Source organism: Acinetobacter haemolyticus CIP 64.3 = MTCC 9819 (genome assembly GCF_000369065.1).
In the GTDB taxonomy this organism is placed as follows: Bacteria; Pseudomonadota; Gammaproteobacteria; order Pseudomonadales; family Moraxellaceae; genus Acinetobacter; species Acinetobacter haemolyticus.
Window position 1 is genome coordinate 343,249 of sequence record NZ_KB849804.1, and the last position, 19,282, is coordinate 362,530.

Genomic DNA, 19,282 nt, shown 5'->3' on the forward strand with positions numbered 1-19,282 from the left:
GCATGTGTAAAGGTGGTGCTATTTCTAGTTCACTGGAAGCTGTGCAGGGCTTTAGTAATGCGGTTACGGCGGAAGCGGTAGCAAAGGGCAATGCAAAGACCGTGCAATCTATGGCTAGACTCAATGCAGCAAAGATCAAAGATCAAGGTCGTAAGAATGCATCAAGTGCTCGTGCTGCTGCGGCTGAAAATGGTTTAGATGTGAATGTCGGTGTTCCAACTGTATTTGAAGACGAGCATTTAGCAGATGCGGCATATAACGCATCAATGACCGAGCAGGATGCAACCAATCAAGCCAGACAAATACGCCGCCAAGGTTCTCAGCAGCGTAATAATTATGGCTTGAAAGCAACAAGTTCAGTGATTGACACCTTTGCACAAGCCTATGGAGGGTGGAAATAATGGCTTTAATTCCTCGTTCACTGGGTCGAGTTGGTCCACAGCCCACATTGCAACAGCAAACGCCTTTAACAGGTCTAAGTGATATTGGTCGATCCATTGGTGGCGTAGTTCAAGCACGTGATGAACAGCAAAGAGAAGCAGAAGTAACAGCCAAACGATTAGAGCTATTTAACAATCAAATGGCTGAGAAAGAGGCAAAGGTTAAGCTTGACGATACGCTTACATCCGAAATGAGCGAGCAAGTTACTTTGCTTAAAAACGAAGTATCAAACGGTTCGATGAAGGCCCAAGATGCGAATGCCAATCTTCAAGAGTGGTCAAAGGCTCGATATGGGCAGCTTGAAACAGAATTACCTGATCATGCCAAACAGGATCTAAAACAATACTGGGATTCAAATATTAGTCGTCAGACAACAGGATTTTTGCCACTTCAACTTCGTGCTGACGTGCAAAAAGGCGCTGTATTGGCTGATCGAATGACAGAAATAGCTACACGCTATGATCGCGCCCAAGGTCGTGAGTATTTAAACTCTAATTTGCAAGAATTGAATCTATCAGAAGCTGACAAGCAAGCTCGAATCTATAGCTATGAGTCAGTGCGCGATTCTATGGATATTGACGGACGTATCACTGATGCCGTTGCCAACAAAGATACAGTCGACTTACAAGCCTTAGTTACTGACTTAGATTCAGGAAAATACGGCTATACAGACGGCAAGGCAGCACAACAGAAGAAAGCTCAAGCATTAAGTCGAATCGATGCTATCAATAAGCAAATTGAAGTCGAAGAAAACAAGCGTGTTACTTCTGCTGGCAAGGTTTTAAATGATTTTAAGTCACAGGTTTTGACAGGTCGTGCTTTAGATGAAAGCTATTTGTCCAATGTTGGCGAGGCTGTAAAAGGCACAGAATACGAGTCTGAATATAATTTTTATAGCCAGCAATCAAATAACTTTCAAAACTTCGGACGCAAAACTACAAGTGAACAGCTTGCTTTAATCAATGCTCAAAAAGCAAAGATGAAAAACAGCAGCACTACGGATGCAGTAAACGAAGATAAGATTTTAAATGTCTATGAGTCAATCTATAAACAAAAAGTAGACACACTTAAAAACAACCCAAACCAAGCTGTGCGCGAAGCAGGGTTAGAGACTCAGACGTTGAGCGCACTAGAACTAAGTGCGAACCCTAAGTCGTTCGCCGCTAAAGCAATTGAAAACGGCGTGAATCAAATCGCACTTAAAGACCCGAATATCACAGTTAAGCCAATTTCAGAAGAAGATTTACCCGAAGCTAAAAAGGCTTTTGATGCCATGGGGGTAAACGAAAAACTTACTTTTATTGGCAATATGATTGATCAGTCTAAAGGCATTCCAGACGGTAGCAAGATTTGGGGCGCAACACTGGGGCAATTGGGCGGCGGTGACATGAATTATGTGATGGCAGGCGTTGCCAAAGCAAACAAATTTAGTTCTACAGAGGGCAGGGATTTAGCTACATCAATTGTTTCAGGTACTCAACTACTTAAAAACAAGCAAATGATCATGCCAAAAGAAGATGATTTGCGCTTAGCGTTTAATGATTATGTTGGTCAAACACTTACAGGGACATCTGCAAATAACGCTTATGAAGTATTTAAAGCTGTTTATGCGGACACAATGAATGCACGAGGTTTTAGCCATTCAGCAAAAGATGACTCACCAAACAAGGGCATATTGCATACAGCTCTAAGCATGTCGACAGGTGGCGTATACACGCAGCCTAGCTCATATAGAAATTACATGGGCGAAAAGGGCAAAGATTGGAAAGTAACCAAGCCTTATGCAATGAAAGATGATGAATTTGAAAACCGTTTAGATAAGGGTTATTCAACCATTTCAAAGCAAACAGGTATAAATTCTTCAGACCTTAAACAATTGCGCTTACGTCAAGGAAAGCCAGCACAATCGGGTGATATCCAGTACGACCTAATCAATGAGCGTGGTCAGCCATTAGTTGTTGATGGGGCTATTTGGCGCATTAAAATGAATGGAGTTGTCAAATGACTTGGTTCAATACATTTGCAGATGATGATCAACAATCTGTAGAAAAATTACAGCAACAAGGCATAACAGGAAAGCCAACGACAACTAAAGAAGTTGGATTATTTGATGGTGCGGCTTCTGCACCATTTCGAGGTGCGGCAGCAGGCTTTGCAAAGGTTGCTGATACTGTTACAGCACCGATTGATGCAGTAGTTGATCGCGTTGGGTATAGCTTTAAAGACGTTTCAACCAATGAATTTATCGAGCCATATTCAGAGTATAAGGCGAATAAAGAAAAGGCACGTGACAGCCTTGTGCTGGAAGGTATTGGCGCATTAGAAGATAAGCAAAATACAGGAATGGTAGGTAATATTGGTTTTGCGCTTGGTGATTATGCAACACGAGCAATTACTGGTAGCTTGATCGGCGGAGTAACTGGTGCGGTCACAGTAACAGGCACATCAGAAACCAATTACAAATATAAAGACCTAACCGCTAAAGGTGTTGAGAGCGACACAGCTTTAAAAGTTGCAGCTATAGACGGCGCTGTGGCGGCTGCATCCACGGCTTTACCTTTGTCGTATGGTTTTAAAGGTACTGGGGGCGTGATTAAAGATGCTGCTTTGTCGGTAGGTGGTGCAACACTTCTATCGACTGGCGGACAAGCTTTGAGTGGTGAGGTGCTTGATTCAGCAGGCTATGAGAAGCAAGCCAAAGAGTACGAGGTTACTTATCAGAGCGTTGCAACAGATTTAGCCCTTAATGCTTTATTGTTCGGTGCGGCGCGAGGATATTCACATCATGTTGAAAAACAAGTTAAGGCTGAATTAGACGCTTTAAATAACGATGTCGATGCAAAAGCAACTCAAGTTGAAAGTGTTTTAGAAGTTAATAAAATGCAGTTTGATGATGCAGCCGCACCAGTCAGACCTAATAACACAATACAGCAAAATAATCATTTAATGAATTTAAGTGATGCGACAGAGCAAATTAAAACAGGTCGACCAGTCAATGTAACCCATGCCGTGCAAGGAGAGGAGAAACAGCGTTCAATTGATTATGAATCAATGTCATTGCCCAACAACGCTAAAACAATTGCACGTAGAGCAACACAGGAAGGCATAGACCCAAGTGTTGCCTTGACCATCTCACACATTGAAACAGGTGGAACGTTTAGCCATACGGCAAAGAATCCAACTTCTAGCGCACATGGCTTATATCAAGTCATCGATAAGACATGGAAAAATCAAGGCGGAAAAGATCGGAATAACATTGATGAGCAGATCCGCATGGGTTTTAAGCACATCAAGCAAGCCAATGCAGCAATGCGTAAAAGCTTGGGGCGTGAACTACAACCGCATGAACATTATCTAGGGCATCTTTTGGGCCCAGCAGGTGCAAGCCGAATTCTCAAAGCTGATCCAAACGCTAAGCTTATTGATATTGTAAAAACTTACGATAAGAAAAATGCCGATGACATTGTGAAAAACAACGGCATGTCAGGGATGACTGTAGAGCAAGCAATCGGGAAATGGCGAAACAAGTGGAATCAGTTGAGCGCTAGATATGGCGGCAATGGCACTAGCAAAGTCGTTGGCATGGATGGATCAAGCTATGATGTTGCTTATGAAGTCAGATCATTAGATGAACTCATTGCATCCAATGATGCCGCTTATGGTGTCAATCCGTTATATCCAGCAGAGCTACAACCACGTGACCGTACACGCGAAGCATCACGCCAGCAGATCGAGAACATGGCTAATGATTTACGTCCTGAACTCTTGGGCGAGTCAAATATGTTATCCAACGGTGCGCCGATTATCGGTATGGATAATATCGTGGAATCGGGCAATGGTCGTACCTTAGCGATAGGAAAAGCCTACTCAGAAGGCAAAGCAGATGCATATCGTCAATTTGTAAGTGATTTTGCAAATAATCGAGGTATGGACATAACAGGGATTAACAACCCTGTTTTAGTGCGGACACGCTTAACAGACACGGATCGTGTGCAGTTCGCAAGACTTGCAAATGAAAGCGATGTGGCGCAATTCAGCGCGTCTGAGCGCGCTATCACAGACGTGGATAGATTGCCTGACTCATCACTCATTAAGATCAATTCCGATGGAAATATCAACCTCGATGGGAGTATGGACTTTGTCCGTGGCTTTGTGAATCAGTTGCCACAGTCTGAACGAGGATCAATGATCACGGCTGAAGGTCGCTTAACCCAAGATGGTAAGCGCCGTATGGAAACTGCTTTAGTTCAACGCGCTTATGGTGATTCTAGTCTTGTAACGAGACTGGCTGAGAACCTAGACGATGACAGTAAAACAGTCTTAAACGCTTTGTTGCGTTCTGCACCACAATTGGCTCAATTGTCTGATTTAGTGAAACAAGGTGGACGGCATAACAACACCATTGCACAAGACTTAGCGCAGGCAGCACAAAAGCTCAGTGATTTAAAAGCCAATGGTTTACGTGTAGACGATTATCTAAATCAAGGGCAATTGATCGATGATGGATTGTCTGTAGGTGCACGTGATTTCTTAAATGTATTTTCTGAGAACAGCAGAAGCGCAAAAGCGATTGGTGACAACATTCAAGGAAAGATCAACGAAGTTGATGCAATGGGCGACCCACGACAAGGCAGCTTGTTTGGTGATGGCCCAGAAGAATCAGCGGCATTAGACATCATCATGCAAAACCCTGATCAACAGATTTCAGTTAGTCGAATGCGTCCTGATGGTGAGGTGGAAGAAATCACAATGACTTTGCGTGAACGCTTAGATGAATTGGAAGCTGAAGCACGACAAGCACAAGAAGATACATTAGCAGCACAAACAGCGATCAGTTGTGCTTTACAGTTTGGAGTTTAAGTGGCTTAATAAATAAGCTGATATAGCAGTTGAGTACCGATAGCCATAAGGGAAAGAGCCACGTTTCGAGTGCACTGCGAGCGCCGAGTTGTATTGGTTGGCTAATCTGCGGATAGGGTCGCTCCCGACAAGGCATTTTACCTGAATGCTTTCCGCATCCAATTTCAGGTATTGCAGAGGTGCATATGAATACCAATCCATACGAAAGAATATCGAAAAATATATGTCAATTTGAAAATGAAATTAAATCTGATCCAGATGTGATTTTTCTCACTAGAAGATTTCATGCTGAGTTAGTACATTTTAATCAAAACCTTTATCTTAAGTATATGCCAGAAGAAAAAAGTTTATTTGGCATGAAATATTTTATTGTTCGAGACCATGAGTTAGAGGGATTAGATTTCCAGTGTTTTAAATCGTCACACCTTAATGATCTTGTAGAAAGATATAATAGAGACAACCGATGGCAAACTTATGAACTAGAAATATATGTGCCAACTCTATCAATATATGATGTGAGCTTTATTTCTAATGGATCGGCTGCACCAACATTTTCTGATATAGATCCACTCAAAAGAATAAAGATTGTTGTACCAAATACAGTTTTAAAAACATGGACTAGCTCTGAATTCCCTGAATCTGAATCAATAGGTAAAAGGTTTAGAAGATAGTTACCCAACAAACCACACTTTAAAAAATGCTCAGATAGACTAAAACTATCTGAGCATTTTTATTATGAAAGAACAATGCAAACAAGCCGTAGCCAAAGCACTCGGCAAACAATCTCTAAATCAACAAGAAGCGACTGATATTGAAAATCGCATTAAAGATGCGATGAAGTCTTTAGCAAAAAAAGATCTTCAAAATTGGCGAAATTTATCTGACTCTGACAAGCTCACTGAGGCTGGCAAGTTTGTTGCTCAAGACATCCAAGAACAACTTAAACGCAAGCATAAGATCGCAGCTCAAGACATTCTGACTCAATCAAAAAACCTTGCTCAATTAGATCATCCGACATTAACAGCCAGTGAGGTTGTTGATCGCATGGTTGCACCGCATGGCGATATGTCGGGGGTTCAATCACTGGATTCAAAAGCACGTGCGATAGCAGGGCTTTATCGTGGGGACTTGGTTGACTTCTACACCAACATTAAAGGCGGCTTAGGCGTATTTACTGACGCTGAATTGGTACAGAAGATTGTACGTGAGCGTTTTGGAGACACCACAGGCGATCCACTGGCTAAGAAGATCAGCGATAAAATGGGTGAGACATTTGAAACCATGCGTGAACGCTTCAATCGCTCAGGTGGCGATATTGGTAAGCTTGATGATTGGGGTTTGCCGCAAACACATAGTCTAGAAAAAATTGCCAAAGCTGGAAAACAAGCATGGGTTGATAAATCTGAACAGCTTATCGATACATCAAAATATGTGCATGAAGATGGTACATTTTATTCACAGCAAGAAATACGTGATTTGCTTGAATACTCGTTTGATACGCTTACCAGCAACGGCGCAAATAAAACAGAAATAGGTCGTCAATCATTTGGTGGCAATTCAAAAGTAACAAGTAGACATTCTGAAAGCCGTGTCTTACATTTTAAAGATGCGGATGCATGGATGGAATATCAGTCCGATTTTGGTGGAATGCCATTTGTAGACTTGGTTGAGGCACATATCAATGGATTATCTAAAGATATCGCACTTGTAGAAAATCTCGGGAGCAATCCTAAAAATGCGATGCGTATTTTAATGGATGCAGCAGAGCAAAAGGATTGGTTGAAAGGCGTTGAAGCAAAGAAAACTAACAGTTCGCGTAAACGCGCTCAGACGATGTTTGAGGAGTTTACAGGTCAGAATACACCACAATCAGAAGTATTGGCGAATTTGGGCTTAGCATATCGATCTATGAACGTTGCTTCGATGTTGGGCGGTACCACGTTATCATCGATCACTGATCAAGCCATGATTGCAAAGACCGCATCTATTCACAATATCGCTTTCCGCCATACCTTTGGTGAGTTGCTGACACAATTAAATCCAAAAAATAAAGAAGATCGTGAGCTTGCACATAGTTTGGGTTTAGCCACTGAGGAAATGCTAGGCTCTATCAACCGTTGGGCTGATGATGGCTTGACCTCTGTTCAAGGCAAATCTGAAAAACTAGCCAAGGTTTCAAACGGATTGGCAACTCAAGTGATGCGTATCTCTGGACTAAATGCACTTACCGCAGCTTCTAAAGTTGGGTTCTCTAAAATGTTGATGCACAAATACGGAACTATGACGCGCAATAAATCATGGTCAGATTTATCTGCAGATGATCGTGAGCTTTTGCAAAAAACAGGATTGAGCGAACGTGCATGGGAAGTAATGCGTTTAGCTGATCCAGTTGTGGACCGAAAAGGTAATCAACTTATGTCTGCTCGATCTATCTATGAAATTCCCGATGAGAAATTAAAGCAGTTTGGAAGCCCACAAAAAGTACGTGATGAAATAGCAACTCAATTTCAAGCACATTTACTTGATGAGCAAGGCATGGCAGTGGTTGAGGCTGGTTTGCGTGAGCGTACTTGGATGACAGGCGGTGTGAAAAAGGGCACTGCTATGGGGGAGATTATAAAAGGGATCACTCAGTTTAAATCATTCCCTACATCTTTTCTGATGCGGCATGGTTCACGTGCAATGAGCATGGAGAAGGGAACTTCAAAAGCCGCATACGGTGCATCTCTATTTGCAATGACTACACTATTAGGGGCGTTGGTCGTTCAGCTTAAAGAGCTTGCGAACGGTAATGATCCTTCGACTATGTGGGATAACGATGATCCACAAAAGACAGCTAATTTTTTCACACGATCAGCAGTACAAGGTGGTGGTTTATCTATTCTTGGTGATATTTTGGTGGCAGGTACTGACACAAGTGGGCGAAGTGCAACCGATTTTGCTATGGGCCCATTGGGTGCAGATTTTAAAACGGCTTTGGGTTTAACCGTTGGTAACCTTACTCAGTATTATGATGGAAAAGATACCAATGCATCGAACGAAGCTTTTAAAGCAATCAAATCTAAACTCCCAGCGCAAAACTTGTGGTATACCAAGGCTGCAACAAATCGCTTAGTATTTGACGAAATACAAGATTTTGTTGCACCAGGATATCGAGAAAAACTTTTACGTAAAGCAGAACGCCAGCATGGCCGAACTCGCTGGTGGGGTGATGATCTCACTGATGTTCAATCGCCTGATTTTGAAAAAGTAGTCCAGTAAACCACCCAACAAACCTTAATTTAATCCCTTGTATAACAACATAAATACGAGGGATTTTTTTATGCGTGATGAACAAGTTAAAAAAATTGAAAATCTTGCTGAAGAAGTGACGGATGATTTTATTATCACAACATGCAAGGCAATCAACACAACCATTCATACTAAAGAAGGACGTGGTGATAAGGGCTTTCTTTACTCAATTTCCCAGAAGCAATCCAATATTCTTGCGACGCTTGAGCGTGTCTTAGCATTTAAAAATGGAAAGATACCGCCTATTAGTGCTACGGCTGCAACACAGGAAAAATATGAGCAGCAATTAATAGAGAAAGCCGAGAAAGAAGCCGAAAAACTTAAACAACGCCTAAGCTGATGACCAAGCCGAAAATATCATTTTTAGCTTTCTTTCTACTTTGGGCTGAGCTTCAAGGCTGGAAAGTACCGCTATTCCATGTAGCGGTGTGTATATTCCTTGAAAAATTTTATCTTACTGGGCGCACTGGGTTGCTCATGCTTCCGCGTGGGCATTCAAAATCCAGTATTTTAGATGTGTTTAATGCATGGGTTATTTATTGCTGGCCAAGCACTCAGATATTACACCAAGGCACGACAGATGCTGATGCATACAAATGTTCGAAAGGGACAAGGGATGTATTAGAGCGACATCCTCTATGTATTGGCAATGTCTCTGTAAAAATTAGACAAGGCGAGGTTGAGCGGTGGTTCGTAAATGGTACGCCCGATGTTCGTTACGGCACTATGCTTGCAAAAGGTATCTTGTCTGGTGTTACTGGTCATCGTGCTCACTTTATTCAAAATGATGACGTAGAAACACCACAAACAACTGCTAATCCTGAGCAGCGAGAGAAGCTACCTAAAAAGCTATCTGAACAAACACATATCGCTATACCGGGTTCTAAAAAATTATGGATTGGTACGCCTCACACCCATGATTCTTTATATGAAAAAATTAAGAAACAAAGAAAAGTAGATAAATTAATTCTCAAAATGTTTGAGCATGAAAAGCGTTTTGAAGACACGAAAGAAGGTCAGAAAGTTTTACTGGACTTTGAACCAATACATGCATTTTCAGGCATCGGAGTAGGTGCAAAATATTTAAGAAAAGGCGAGCATTACAAATGTGAAAGGCTAAAAAATGTATGGCAAATTACATTTTTGGAATCTAACTATATCGTAGATTTTTATTCTAAAGGGATATGGGAAGAACGATTCACACCTGAAGAAATGGAGTTCCGCCGAGAAGAATGTAAAACACTCAACGAGTGGGACTCTCAATATCAGATGCACGCTAAACCTATTGGTGATGTGCGCCTTGATCCTGACAAAATTCTTGCCTATGACTGTGAACCAGTGCTTAAACGTGCCAATGGGCAACATATCTTGTTGCTCGGTGAGCGCCGTATTGTGGGTATGTCAGCAAAATGGGATCCATCCTCAGGAAAACTTAAATCTGATATTTCATCCGTAGCCTTGATTTTTCATGACGATCTAGGCAATAAATATTGGCATAGATCGATTGCTCTTACTGGTCCTGATATTGTGACTGATGATAGTGGAGCGATAATAGGCGGGCAAGTTTGGCAGCTCTGCGACCTGATTGAAAAGTTCCACATCCCAAAAATGGTTATTGAGACTAACGGTATCGGTGGGTTTGCTGGATCGTCCTTAAAAGCTGCACTGAAGAAACGTAAAATAAGATGTGGTGTAGAGGAGCGCCATTCCATTCAAAACAAGAATAAACGTATTTTAGAGAGCTTAGAAGGACCATTAATGTCTGGGCTGTTGTGGGCGCATATTTCCGTGCTTGTGAAAACCAATCAAAGTGGAGCAGAAGAAGATGCGCCAGCCGCAAAACAAATGAGGGAGTGGAACCCAGCCATTAGTAATCAGCCCGATGATTATCTTGACTCGGCAGCAGGTGCAATAGTAGACCAGCCTGAACGAGTAGGAAAAATACACAACCAAAACGAGCCGAATGAAAGCCCTAATTGGAGGACGGATGGCGGCGTTACTGATGCTGCTTTGGATTTTGAATATTAGGGGTTCGGGCTATGTCAGTACCAGAGCAAACGCCATATGTAGAATATACGGCAAATGGGTCGACAACAAACTTCGCTTTAGAATTTGATTGCGATAAGCAAGAGTATTTGATTGTTACATTAGATGAAGTTGAACCGCCAGTAGGCTCATGGAATTTGACTGGTAATTCTGTAGTCTTTTTAAATGCGCCGAGCAATGGTGTGAAAGTTGAGATCAAGCGTAATACGCCATTTTCTAGAACTACAGATTATCAGACTTACAACAATTCATTTCGTCCACCAGCAGTTAATAAAGACTTCGATTTGATTTGGTGGAAATTACAAGAGCTTGGTTATCGAGATCACGTTATATGGTTAGCGCTCTTAAAAGAAATTGATGATCGAAAGTTAGCTGATACGAATATGCTTGATTATATTCTAAATCAAGATAATGCTTTAAAAGCAGACTATATAGATCGTGATGCTAAACTTAAAACTTATATAGACCAAATGATTTCTTTAGTAACAGGTGATCCATCATTTCAAGGAATTTTTGCAGATTTTGTGATAGATGGTGATAAAAACCAGAAGACTATTAATGCAGAGCAAAACGAGCGTAAAAGCGTAAAACTGTGGTCAGATGGCATCGTTGATGCATTGTCAAAATACGACAATGTTGATTTTGATAACAATGAAACACTAACCTCAACCGTTCAACTATCTTCAAATAAATCTGTCTTATCGAATAGTCACACTCTAAATCAAACAACCGCGACAACTATTGTTTTAGAAGCGGATTATGCAGCTTCAGACATAATGATTGATGGTTTGCATATCTTACAAGATAAATCAGGTCCGATCGGCGGCGGAACAGATAACAATCATGCAGTAGTAAAAATAAAGGGGGGTACAAGAAACACAATTAAACATGTTACTAGCGACGGACAATTGGGCTTAAGCTTTGGAATGGGCGAAATTGGTGCTTCTGATAGACGCAGTAAATTCAACACCGCTTATAACATCGCATTTCTTAATACCCATATGGGTGTTGAGCATATCGGCGCTGCTTATAACCACACGCGAGATATTGTTGTTGCTCCTACAGAGTTTAAGGGAATTTTTCATGGTATACGTATTACTGGATATGACAATATCGAAAATCCAGCGGAGACAGCACATGCCCCAGCTCATGCTAATAGCGGGTCAGATTACTATATTCGGAATATGACTAACGGCATTTCTGTGCAAAACAGTGCGAAATACAATAGTTACGATCGAATTTTTGTTACTGAAACTGATCGCGCTTTACAGTTGTTACAAGGCACAGTTGTTGGCAACAACCCTACTATGAACCACTTTAATGTGATAGCGGAGAAAGTTGGGCAAGCGCTTGTTAATCAAGGTGGGAATCACAATGATTTTGAACTTCTTGTTGACGGCTCTTTATTTTCAGATCAAGGGATTCAAGAGTTAACGGGGTACACGGGTAAAGGCTTTAACCGTTATTCTGGGATTATTAAGAATAGTGCTAAGACAGGTGCGCAGTTCCGCTATTCTCATAACTTATATAATCTTCAAGTAAGCTCTGCGGTCGGTAATGGGGTCAACATAAATGGTAGTTACGGCAACGGTACGCTAACTGTAAATGGAGCTACAGGCACTGGTGTTTCGCTTGCTGGCAACTACAACAATTTGCAAGTTGTCGCTACAGAGTGTTTGAATGCTTTAGTTGTTGCGGGCGCGGGTAACACAGTAAATATTCAAACTGACGGTAATGTCCAGATCACTGGATCAGGAAATACGATCATTGGGCGTATTGGAGGAAATCTAACAGTAACTGGCAATGGCAATAAGTTTATAGGCGAAGTAATTGGCACTGTGACTCGAACAGGCACAACTGGGAATAATTTTTCAGGCTTAAAAGGCTGGTCTGAAACAGTTGTTTTGTCAGAGTTAACAACTGATGGATCAGCACGTATTACAGTTGCGGTTCCCAAACATACTAGTGCTCAGATTCGAAGTATATTTGCGACTATTCCTGCGAATACGAATGAGTACGAGCTGAAAGTAATCAGCATATCTGGTGCGAATGTGGTGTTTGAATTGCAAAATGGATCTGGTGGAGGGGTCGCGTCGACCGCTGTGACCTTTAACTACTCTTATTTTTGTTCATAAAAAAGGGGCTTTAAGCCCCCTTTTTTATGTAGACCAAAAATACCAAAGCATTATTGTATACATTACATATCCGGCTAGTAAAAGCTGTTTTTCTTTCGATTTAAGCTGTAATAGCGCGATGATAATGATTGGAAAACATGCGGCTAAGAAGCGTGATGAGTACCCCGAGAAAAACACATTGAAGAAAACCATGCTTAAGATAATTAAGCTGACATAGAAGAATGCGTTTCTTTCAAGATTTTCTGTATATGCTTTAATTGTTAAGTAAACAAAGTAAATTACCCAAAAGCTCATGTAAAGAACGGGAGATGACATGTCTTCATATTCTGCTCGTCGATCCCCAAGTTGTCCTAAAATTTGTGACATGAGAGGCCCTGTAACAATAGCAAGCACTAAACCAGCCGTAATCGCAATTGTGTTTTTGAGCATAAAGTTGAGTCTTTTCCATTGCTCTAATTTTGTAGCAACAAGAAAAACACCAAGGAAAATCACAGCAGAGGTATGAAAAAATGGTGTAGATAGAAGAATTGGGATATATAACAGATTCTTTCTTTGGTAAAGAAGGTAGGCTAAATAAATTAATGCCATTGTAAATGCAAGACGCATTTGCGAAAAACAAAAATCAATAAAGACTGGGTTGATTAAAAAAAGAAAACTATAGTAATTATGCTTAAGGGTAACTAAAAGTATAGAAATAAATAATATGAATGAGCTGATAATATAAAAGATATGATCAGAGCTTAAGCCATTTTCAGTGGCAATAAAGATTAATTTATGCCATCCCCACTCAAAGCTTATCTTGGACAGCAAAGTGTCATAATCAAACCAAAGGGTTTTATTGAGAGTATAGTCTATATAGCTTACATAGTTCGCTCTATCAACATAATTCGAACTTCTTAAGGCTTCCCAAGGTATAAGCACAATAAGGTATGTTGAGAAGAGTGCAATCAAAAAAGCGTAAATACTTTTTTTCTTTATAAGGAAATTCATACTCTATATCAAATCCAGTTATTTATTTGATTGAAAGGTTTGGGTTCTTAAAATGGCCCATACATCCTTTATTTGATGATATGCCTATATTTCCGCGAATATATACCATAAATTTATTATTACTCCATGAGTTAAAACAACTATTTGAGTTGTAGTCTACAGAGTTAAGCGTAATGGATCCTAAAGAATCACGGTTAATAGCACCCAATAAAAGTCCATATTGAGATTTGTTATCTTGATGATTTTCTATAGAGATGGAAACAGGAGAGGTTGAATGATTATATCTACTTAATCCAATTTGAATTCCAGGGCCTGCATTTCCAGACGTTACAATATCTTTTAATTTAATATCTTTAAGAATCATAGAGCCATTATTCGGCTCAATATCAATCCCACTCGCTGGTTTTGCACCTTTAGTATTGGTTGCTTTAATATTATTGGCCAAGAGTTTATTAACAGAAGTAATGGTTAACCCTTGTCTTCTATTATCATTCATGCGGATATTATTTAGATTGATATTGTAGGTAGAATTTTTTCCATTAGTTCCTACATAAATAGCATCGCCCCACATCTTATCTACATTCATATCTGAGATGAAAATATTTTTAGAATCCCTTATTTCGATTCCCATACCCCACTCACCGATATTTCCTAAATGGGTATATTTGTCACCAACTAAAAAACCACCAGAGATCTTTACATTCTCTACATTTTTAATCTGAAAAACACGGTAGCTTCCATGTTTGGTCGGAATAACGGTAAGCCTAGTTCGTGGATCTAGCTTAATTTCACTTCCATTTTTTGGAATAATGGATTTGTTGGCATCGATTTTGTACGTGCCCGCAGGAATGGAAACCACTTTTTGTTTCTTAATAAGCTGATTTACATAAGATGTAATATCTGTATTTTCAACAAACTTCGCCCATGCACTAGATGTGAAGCTACAAGCCGCAACTAAAAATATAATTTTCAACTTCATTGATTTTTCTTCTTAGAGGAGCCCATGCCAAATTTTAAGCTAATTAAGCCTAGTGCTGAATAGATTGCTGCCATAACTACAAAGTGACCAATATCAATAGGGTTATTCAGCTTTAACTCAACGTAGTAGGCGATAGATACAGATACAAAGATAGTAATAATTTGGGGAATGTTTTTTTTCAAACGATCTAAGAATTTGCTGATTGACATGTTGCTGAGCTTATTTTGAGTTGACAATATTGTAAGGTAGAGTTTATTGCTTAGCAAATTACATCTTGTTTAAGCTTAGGTATTGTTAACAGCTTTTAGTTCTTCTATGTCATTAATGATTATGGTCTCATTACGATAAGAGATCGACTTACAAGACTCAAATTTTTTACTTTTTGTATTGAAAATCAATTGACATCCTGAATTAAATGATAATTTTTTTGTCATAATTTCAATTTTACAATCTGTAAATTTTCTTATAACTGATATGTATTCCGTAAATGCTGGTCTAGGTAGGAATATCTTTTCGCCAGTTTCAAGATTGAGGAGATAATTTGGACGATGGGAGAAATCAGTTCCAGCCCAGGTTTCATCATTAAGAGTGATCATTGCTGTAAATCCTGCTAGTTTACTCATCACTCTTTTCACGATAGTGCATTCAGTAGAATTTATTTTTACAATATCTAGATATTTGGCAGTATCCCCCACAGTTACATAGTAAAAATCATCACTTATGTGATGGATACAATGGATATGATAGACTAGTGAATCATTTTGATAGGGTTGGTAAAGATGAATAACAGTATTTTCAATATATGCGATTCTTGACCCAGGATTGTTATACTCTCCGAGAACAAATTTATCATCACTTACCATTGAAATAGTTTCTTCCCTACTATTAATTAAAATATTTTGTATGTTCACTTGAAAAGTATTAAAAGATTTCTTGATAGGCTCAATTATATTCTCTTGTTGACAAGGACTGGGTCTATAAAATAAAAAACAGAAAAGGCCATATACAGCCTCATGAACCCTTTTCTCTCTAATACACCCGATTATTAAACCTAAAACCTTAAAGTTTATGGCTCTAATTTTAAAATTTTCTGAATAACTTGTAATTCCTTTATTTTTTATACTTTTCAAAATTTCACCCTTAGCCGTAGATTTAATGAAATAGTAACTTCTTATCTACTAAAGATTAACCCAAATTTAAGAATCTTTTTACCCAACAAACCACCATCAACCCTGATCTTTAATTAGATCAGGGTTTTTTAATATCAAAAATTGGGGGCGGCATGTCCGATCAAAGAGCAGCAGTAGCTGAGGTGGCAGCAACCATTTCATCCGCTGCATCAAAAACAACGTATGCAGGGGCTGCTTCTGGTTTTGTGGCATACCTTGCATCAATCGATGTGCTGGCTTGGCTAGGTATCGCTATTGCATTGGGTGGCTTTGCGGTGAATTGGTACTACAAGCGACTTGAGAATAAGCGTGCTGATGAGATTCACCAGCTCCGGATCAAGCAATGGAGAGAGGAAGCCTAATGTCTAATAAAACTAAATATTACGTGATTGGTTCTTCTTTGGTGCTTGCCACCGGGATGTGGATTACTGGTCCAAGCGAAGAGCAAGTGCAAGCAACAGCACAAAAAGAGGGCTTTACATCCAAGCCAGTGATTCCGGTGAAAGGGGATGTTCCGACCATTGGCCACGGCACTACGGTCTATCCAAATGGCGTGCGCGTGAAGATGTCAGATCCGGCGATTGATCGCAAGACAGCGCTTCAATATCTCAAGCTGCACATGGATAAGGATGCACAGCGATTTAATAAAACCATTCTGAATATTCCAGTTTCTCAGGGTGAATACGATCTGTATCTGGATTTCACCTATCAGTACGGTACCAGTGCCTGGTCTGGATCTTCAATGCTGCGCAATCTCAAGGCGAAAAAATACAAGGTAGCTTGTGATTCGCTATTGAAATGGAAATACGTGGCCAAGCGCGACTGTTCAATCCGTTCCAACAATTGTTATGGCGTATGGACTCGCCAGCTGGAACGCCACGCGAAATGCATGGAGGAAAATTAATGCCAATTCTATTGCTGATCTGGAACAACAAACGCTGGTCCTTAATTGTGGTGCTGTGCATCGTGATCCTTTGCCAGCTCTTTCAGGCCAATCGTTTAGCCGGGGATTTACGCAAGACTGATGTGAAGTGCCAGAATAAAATTAATAAAAAACTTAAATCGTATCTTGATGCTGAAAAGAAAGCACAAGAGCTGGCCAACAAGGCAGGTGAAGAATATGAAGAATCAAAAGAAGTTGAACGCGTCAAAACAGAAACCATTACACGTGAAGTGCAAAAGATCGTGGAGCGTCCTATCTATATCCATACTAATTGCTTTGATGACGACGGGGTGTCAGCAGTCAATGCCGCTGGTAATACCGGCAAATCTTAAAACACCTTGTCCGGACTTATTGGAATTAAAGTCTGGCCAAGCAAAAGAAGTACTGCAGGTGATGGTGAATGATCGAAGGAAATATATTGATTGTCAGTCCAGGCACAAGGCTCTTATTTCAATTATAGAAAAGCCCTACAAATGAGGGCTACCTACATAAATTCGGCTGCTTAATTATCTCAGAAACCGATTCAGGTATAATTACACTTTTGACTACAGGAGTTAAAAGAGTGTCTTTCTCATAAAAGTCAAACACTATTCTGTATTCATTCTCCCTGCTGAAAGTTTCAGGTTTTATATGTTTTATATTATCAAATAGCCCAATTAGATTATTCTTTTCCAAGTCTATATTATTATTATCTAAGTATAGAGTTCTTTTTGTGTAAATTATGTCCTGTGCATAGCTTTTTATAGATAAATTATTTATATCAATATTCTCTTTAGTAAATATCTTTTCACCATTATTTAATAGTTTTTTAATTTCATTAAATAAAGATAGTTCTATTTTTTTGATAAATATTGATTTTTTAAATATACTTAAATACCAATAATCATCGTAATCAGAAAAAATACTTACTGAGTCTTCATGTTTTTCTAATTTTGAAATACAGAAAATAAATCTATTATTATTTATCCAATTAAAAAATACTAAATAATCAACCTTAACACTTTCTGGTGTCATATCTTTAATACTTAAATTTTTTACATAAGTGTAAAAATCACTATCATGACTTTTATTTATATGATTAAACAAATTAATATCTATATATTTATCTTTTAAATTTACAATAATATTGAAAAAACCTTCCTTTTTATCCAGTATTTGAAGGCTTTCCGTCTCTCTATATTCATGAAGAGTCCCAATTTTAATCGTTTTTGAATTTGATACATTAAACTTTTTTGAGCAACTTTTAACTAAAAACATTTTAAAAACCTTAACTTAAAACAAACTAAATAAATTTAACGACAATCGATTCTAAATTATTCTCAAACCCCCACTAGAATCCTTCCTAAAAATCTCTTCATTCTTTATCATGTGTACTACGTAAAAGTAGGCTCACGTTTTAACGTTCAGAAATGTTTTCTGAACTCATATAAAAATAGATGATATAATCAATACTAACAAGCATTTGTCAGTTGTGGATAACTACTCGTTTACTCCAAATTTACGCCAATTAACAATAACTATATAATTTAATTATATTTTCCGTACTTTGACATCGTAGAGGTCAGCAGTTCGAGTCTGCTTATACCTACCAAAATTCACTGTGAAAACAGTATATTAAAGCCCACTCAAAAAGTGGGCTTTTTTGTTTTCGGTGTTCAGACTTATATTGTAGGTGAAAACATTTATCATTTTTGGCTTTGCGCGGAAATGTCCTACGCTGAAACAACCAGAATTGCGAATAACTATTTAGCTCAAAAACATTCTTATCTTTCGTAACTCAAATATTTAAAAATTAGCCCGCCCATTTTGGTGGGTTTAATTTATATAGAGTGAGTTAGTCGGATAAATATTGGTAAAAAATCTAATTAAAAAAGCCCCTCATATCTGAGAGACTAGTTATACCAATTATTTGGTATGAATGGCTGTAATTTCTTAAATAACTAAACAAATCAAATTGATAAAAGTAGTTAATAGTATAATAAATCAGTGCACTAATTTATTCTTTATAGTAGCAGAGCCTCAAAACTGATTCTAAGGCGCTGTTAATAACAAATTATTTGTTATTTGGATCAGCTTGTTCATTATTCTCAGGCAGATCTTTTACGTTGCCAGGAACTTGTGTCGGTTGAGTTTCAGTAGGTGGTGTTACAGCAGAATGCTCCATTGCTTGAGCTTTGATAACTTTTGCATGGTTCGTTGTATTTTGAGAAAAACTTTTGAAACCTGACATTTTTATCTTCTTAACTTCACTGTGGAGATCTCATAGTACGCTTTAAATCCAGATACACTACGGTAGTTTCAAGACTTATATGTGTTGATATGTGCTTGAAAAGTAGTTTATATCGATTAAATATTTCATAAATAAAATCAATTATATATAACTGCTTGAGTAGTATCGTTTAAAGCTTGAAACTACCCTGTGCAAATT

Annotated in this window: 17 protein-coding genes; 11 read left to right on the forward strand and 6 right to left on the reverse strand. The window is 39.0% G+C overall.

Annotation, left to right across the window (positions count from 1 at the left end; translation table 11 throughout):
• Nucleotides 1–2: 2 nt before the first annotated feature.
• From F927_RS11720 to F927_RS11755, 8 genes are all read left to right on the forward strand, one after another.
• Nucleotides 3–401 carry a hypothetical protein gene (locus tag F927_RS11720; protein ID WP_005084915.1) on the forward strand — a complete coding sequence of 133 codons (399 nt, stop codon included), beginning with the start codon at nucleotides 3–5 and terminating at the stop codon, nucleotides 399–401.
• On the forward strand, nucleotides 401–2,446 hold the full coding sequence (locus F927_RS11725) for a hypothetical protein (protein WP_005084917.1): 2,046 nt from the start codon (nucleotides 401–403) through the stop codon (nucleotides 2,444–2,446). The genes F927_RS11720 and F927_RS11725 overlap by 1 nt, the downstream gene beginning before the upstream one ends.
• Nucleotides 2,443–5,301, forward strand: a complete 2,859-nt coding sequence (locus F927_RS11730) for a hypothetical protein (RefSeq protein ID WP_005084920.1) — start codon at nucleotides 2,443–2,445, stop codon at nucleotides 5,299–5,301. Before F927_RS11725 ends, F927_RS11730 begins: the two co-directional genes overlap by 4 nt.
• Before the next feature lie 185 nt (nucleotides 5,302–5,486).
• Nucleotides 5,487–5,972: a hypothetical protein gene (locus F927_RS11735; RefSeq protein ID WP_005084923.1), complete on the forward strand. Its 486-nt coding sequence runs from the start codon at nucleotides 5,487–5,489 to the stop codon at nucleotides 5,970–5,972.
• A 64-nt stretch (nucleotides 5,973–6,036) separates the two neighbouring features.
• Nucleotides 6,037–8,562, forward strand: coding sequence for a hypothetical protein (locus F927_RS11740; protein ID WP_005084925.1), 2,526 nt, complete (start codon nucleotides 6,037–6,039; stop codon nucleotides 8,560–8,562).
• Between the two features lie 61 nt (nucleotides 8,563–8,623).
• Entirely contained in the window at nucleotides 8,624–8,932 is a 309-nt protein-coding gene (locus F927_RS11745; protein WP_005084927.1) for a hypothetical protein, read from the forward strand.
• Nucleotides 8,932–10,620, forward strand: a complete 1,689-nt coding sequence (gene terL / locus F927_RS11750) for a phage terminase large subunit (protein WP_005084929.1) — start codon at nucleotides 8,932–8,934, stop codon at nucleotides 10,618–10,620. The genes F927_RS11745 and terL overlap by 1 nt, the downstream gene beginning before the upstream one ends.
• An 11-nt stretch (nucleotides 10,621–10,631) precedes the next feature.
• The gene (locus F927_RS11755; protein ID WP_005084932.1) at nucleotides 10,632–12,773 is read left to right on the forward strand and encodes a hypothetical protein; all 2,142 of its coding nucleotides are present in this window, start codon (nucleotides 10,632–10,634) and stop codon (nucleotides 12,771–12,773) included.
• 24 nt (nucleotides 12,774–12,797) lie between these two features.
• Here F927_RS11755 and F927_RS11760 read toward each other — a convergent pair whose 3' ends face one another.
• The 4 genes from F927_RS11760 to F927_RS11775 form a co-directional block, all read right to left on the reverse strand.
• A complete protein-coding gene (locus F927_RS11760; protein ID WP_005084933.1) occupies nucleotides 12,798–13,763 on the reverse strand; it encodes an EpsG family protein in 966 nt (321 codons plus the stop codon).
• A gap of 22 nt (nucleotides 13,764–13,785) precedes the next feature.
• The gene (locus tag F927_RS11765) at nucleotides 13,786–14,742 is read right to left on the reverse strand and encodes a hypothetical protein (protein ID WP_005084935.1); all 957 of its coding nucleotides are present in this window, start codon (nucleotides 14,740–14,742) and stop codon (nucleotides 13,786–13,788) included.
• Nucleotides 14,739–14,951 (reverse strand): hypothetical protein, encoded by a 213-nt coding sequence (locus F927_RS11770; RefSeq protein ID WP_005084937.1) that lies wholly within the window; start codon nucleotides 14,949–14,951, stop codon nucleotides 14,739–14,741. The genes F927_RS11765 and F927_RS11770 overlap by 4 nt, the downstream gene beginning before the upstream one ends.
• A 75-nt stretch (nucleotides 14,952–15,026) precedes the next feature.
• Nucleotides 15,027–15,872 carry a hypothetical protein gene (locus tag F927_RS11775; protein WP_005084938.1) on the reverse strand — a complete coding sequence of 282 codons (846 nt, stop codon included), beginning with the start codon at nucleotides 15,870–15,872 and terminating at the stop codon, nucleotides 15,027–15,029.
• A gap of 152 nt (nucleotides 15,873–16,024) precedes the next feature.
• Between F927_RS11775 and F927_RS11780 the strand changes: the two genes are divergently transcribed.
• Genes F927_RS11780 through F927_RS11790 form a run of 3 tightly spaced genes read left to right on the forward strand, consistent with a single transcriptional unit; the run spans nucleotide 16,025 to nucleotide 17,186 of the window.
• The gene (locus F927_RS11780; RefSeq protein WP_005084940.1) at nucleotides 16,025–16,273 is read left to right on the forward strand and encodes a holin; all 249 of its coding nucleotides are present in this window, start codon (nucleotides 16,025–16,027) and stop codon (nucleotides 16,271–16,273) included.
• Complete coding sequence (locus F927_RS11785) at nucleotides 16,273–16,815, forward strand: glycoside hydrolase family protein (protein WP_005084942.1); 543 nt, start codon at nucleotides 16,273–16,275, stop codon at nucleotides 16,813–16,815. Before F927_RS11780 ends, F927_RS11785 begins: the two co-directional genes overlap by 1 nt.
• Nucleotides 16,815–17,186, forward strand: coding sequence for a hypothetical protein (locus F927_RS11790; protein WP_005084943.1), 372 nt, complete (start codon nucleotides 16,815–16,817; stop codon nucleotides 17,184–17,186). The genes F927_RS11785 and F927_RS11790 overlap by 1 nt, the downstream gene beginning before the upstream one ends.
• Before the next feature lie 148 nt (nucleotides 17,187–17,334).
• On the opposite strand, the gene F927_RS11795 is transcribed toward F927_RS11790, so the two are convergent.
• Nucleotides 17,335–18,111, reverse strand: a complete 777-nt coding sequence (locus tag F927_RS11795) for a hypothetical protein (protein WP_005084945.1) — start codon at nucleotides 18,109–18,111, stop codon at nucleotides 17,335–17,337.
• A 796-nt stretch (nucleotides 18,112–18,907) separates the two neighbouring features.
• On the reverse strand, nucleotides 18,908–19,084 hold the full coding sequence (locus F927_RS17225; RefSeq protein WP_005084947.1) for a hypothetical protein: 177 nt from the start codon (nucleotides 19,082–19,084) through the stop codon (nucleotides 18,908–18,910).
• Nucleotides 19,085–19,282: the final 198 nt, after the last annotated feature.

What these genes read in the sequence shown, in the direction of transcription:
- F927_RS11720 (WP_005084915.1), top strand. Translation starts at nt 3, where the DNA reads ATGTGTAAAGGTGGTGCTATTTCTAGTTCACTGGAAGCTGTGCAGGGC.
- F927_RS11725 (WP_005084917.1), top strand. Translation starts at nt 401, where the DNA reads ATGGCTTTAATTCCTCGTTCACTGGGTCGAGTTGGTCCACAGCCCACA.
- F927_RS11730 (WP_005084920.1), top strand. Translation starts at nt 2,443, where the DNA reads ATGACTTGGTTCAATACATTTGCAGATGATGATCAACAATCTGTAGAA.
- F927_RS11735 (WP_005084923.1), top strand. Translation starts at nt 5,487, where the DNA reads ATGAATACCAATCCATACGAAAGAATATCGAAAAATATATGTCAATTT.
- F927_RS11740 (WP_005084925.1), top strand. Translation starts at nt 6,037, where the DNA reads ATGAAAGAACAATGCAAACAAGCCGTAGCCAAAGCACTCGGCAAACAA.
- F927_RS11745 (WP_005084927.1), top strand. Translation starts at nt 8,624, where the DNA reads ATGCGTGATGAACAAGTTAAAAAAATTGAAAATCTTGCTGAAGAAGTG.
- terL (WP_005084929.1), top strand. Translation starts at nt 8,932, where the DNA reads ATGACCAAGCCGAAAATATCATTTTTAGCTTTCTTTCTACTTTGGGCT.
- F927_RS11755 (WP_005084932.1), top strand. Translation starts at nt 10,632, where the DNA reads ATGTCAGTACCAGAGCAAACGCCATATGTAGAATATACGGCAAATGGG.
- F927_RS11760 (WP_005084933.1), bottom strand. Translation starts at nt 13,763, where the DNA reads ATGAATTTCCTTATAAAGAAAAAAAGTATTTACGCTTTTTTGATTGCA.
- F927_RS11765 (WP_005084935.1), bottom strand. Translation starts at nt 14,742, where the DNA reads ATGAAGTTGAAAATTATATTTTTAGTTGCGGCTTGTAGCTTCACATCT.
- F927_RS11770 (WP_005084937.1), bottom strand. Translation starts at nt 14,951, where the DNA reads ATGTCAATCAGCAAATTCTTAGATCGTTTGAAAAAAAACATTCCCCAA.
- F927_RS11780 (WP_005084940.1), top strand. Translation starts at nt 16,025, where the DNA reads ATGTCCGATCAAAGAGCAGCAGTAGCTGAGGTGGCAGCAACCATTTCA.
- F927_RS11785 (WP_005084942.1), top strand. Translation starts at nt 16,273, where the DNA reads ATGTCTAATAAAACTAAATATTACGTGATTGGTTCTTCTTTGGTGCTT.
- F927_RS11790 (WP_005084943.1), top strand. Translation starts at nt 16,815, where the DNA reads ATGCCAATTCTATTGCTGATCTGGAACAACAAACGCTGGTCCTTAATT.
- F927_RS11795 (WP_005084945.1), bottom strand. Translation starts at nt 18,111, where the DNA reads ATGTTTTTAGTTAAAAGTTGCTCAAAAAAGTTTAATGTATCAAATTCA.
- F927_RS17225 (WP_005084947.1), bottom strand. Translation starts at nt 19,084, where the DNA reads ATGTCAGGTTTCAAAAGTTTTTCTCAAAATACAACGAACCATGCAAAA.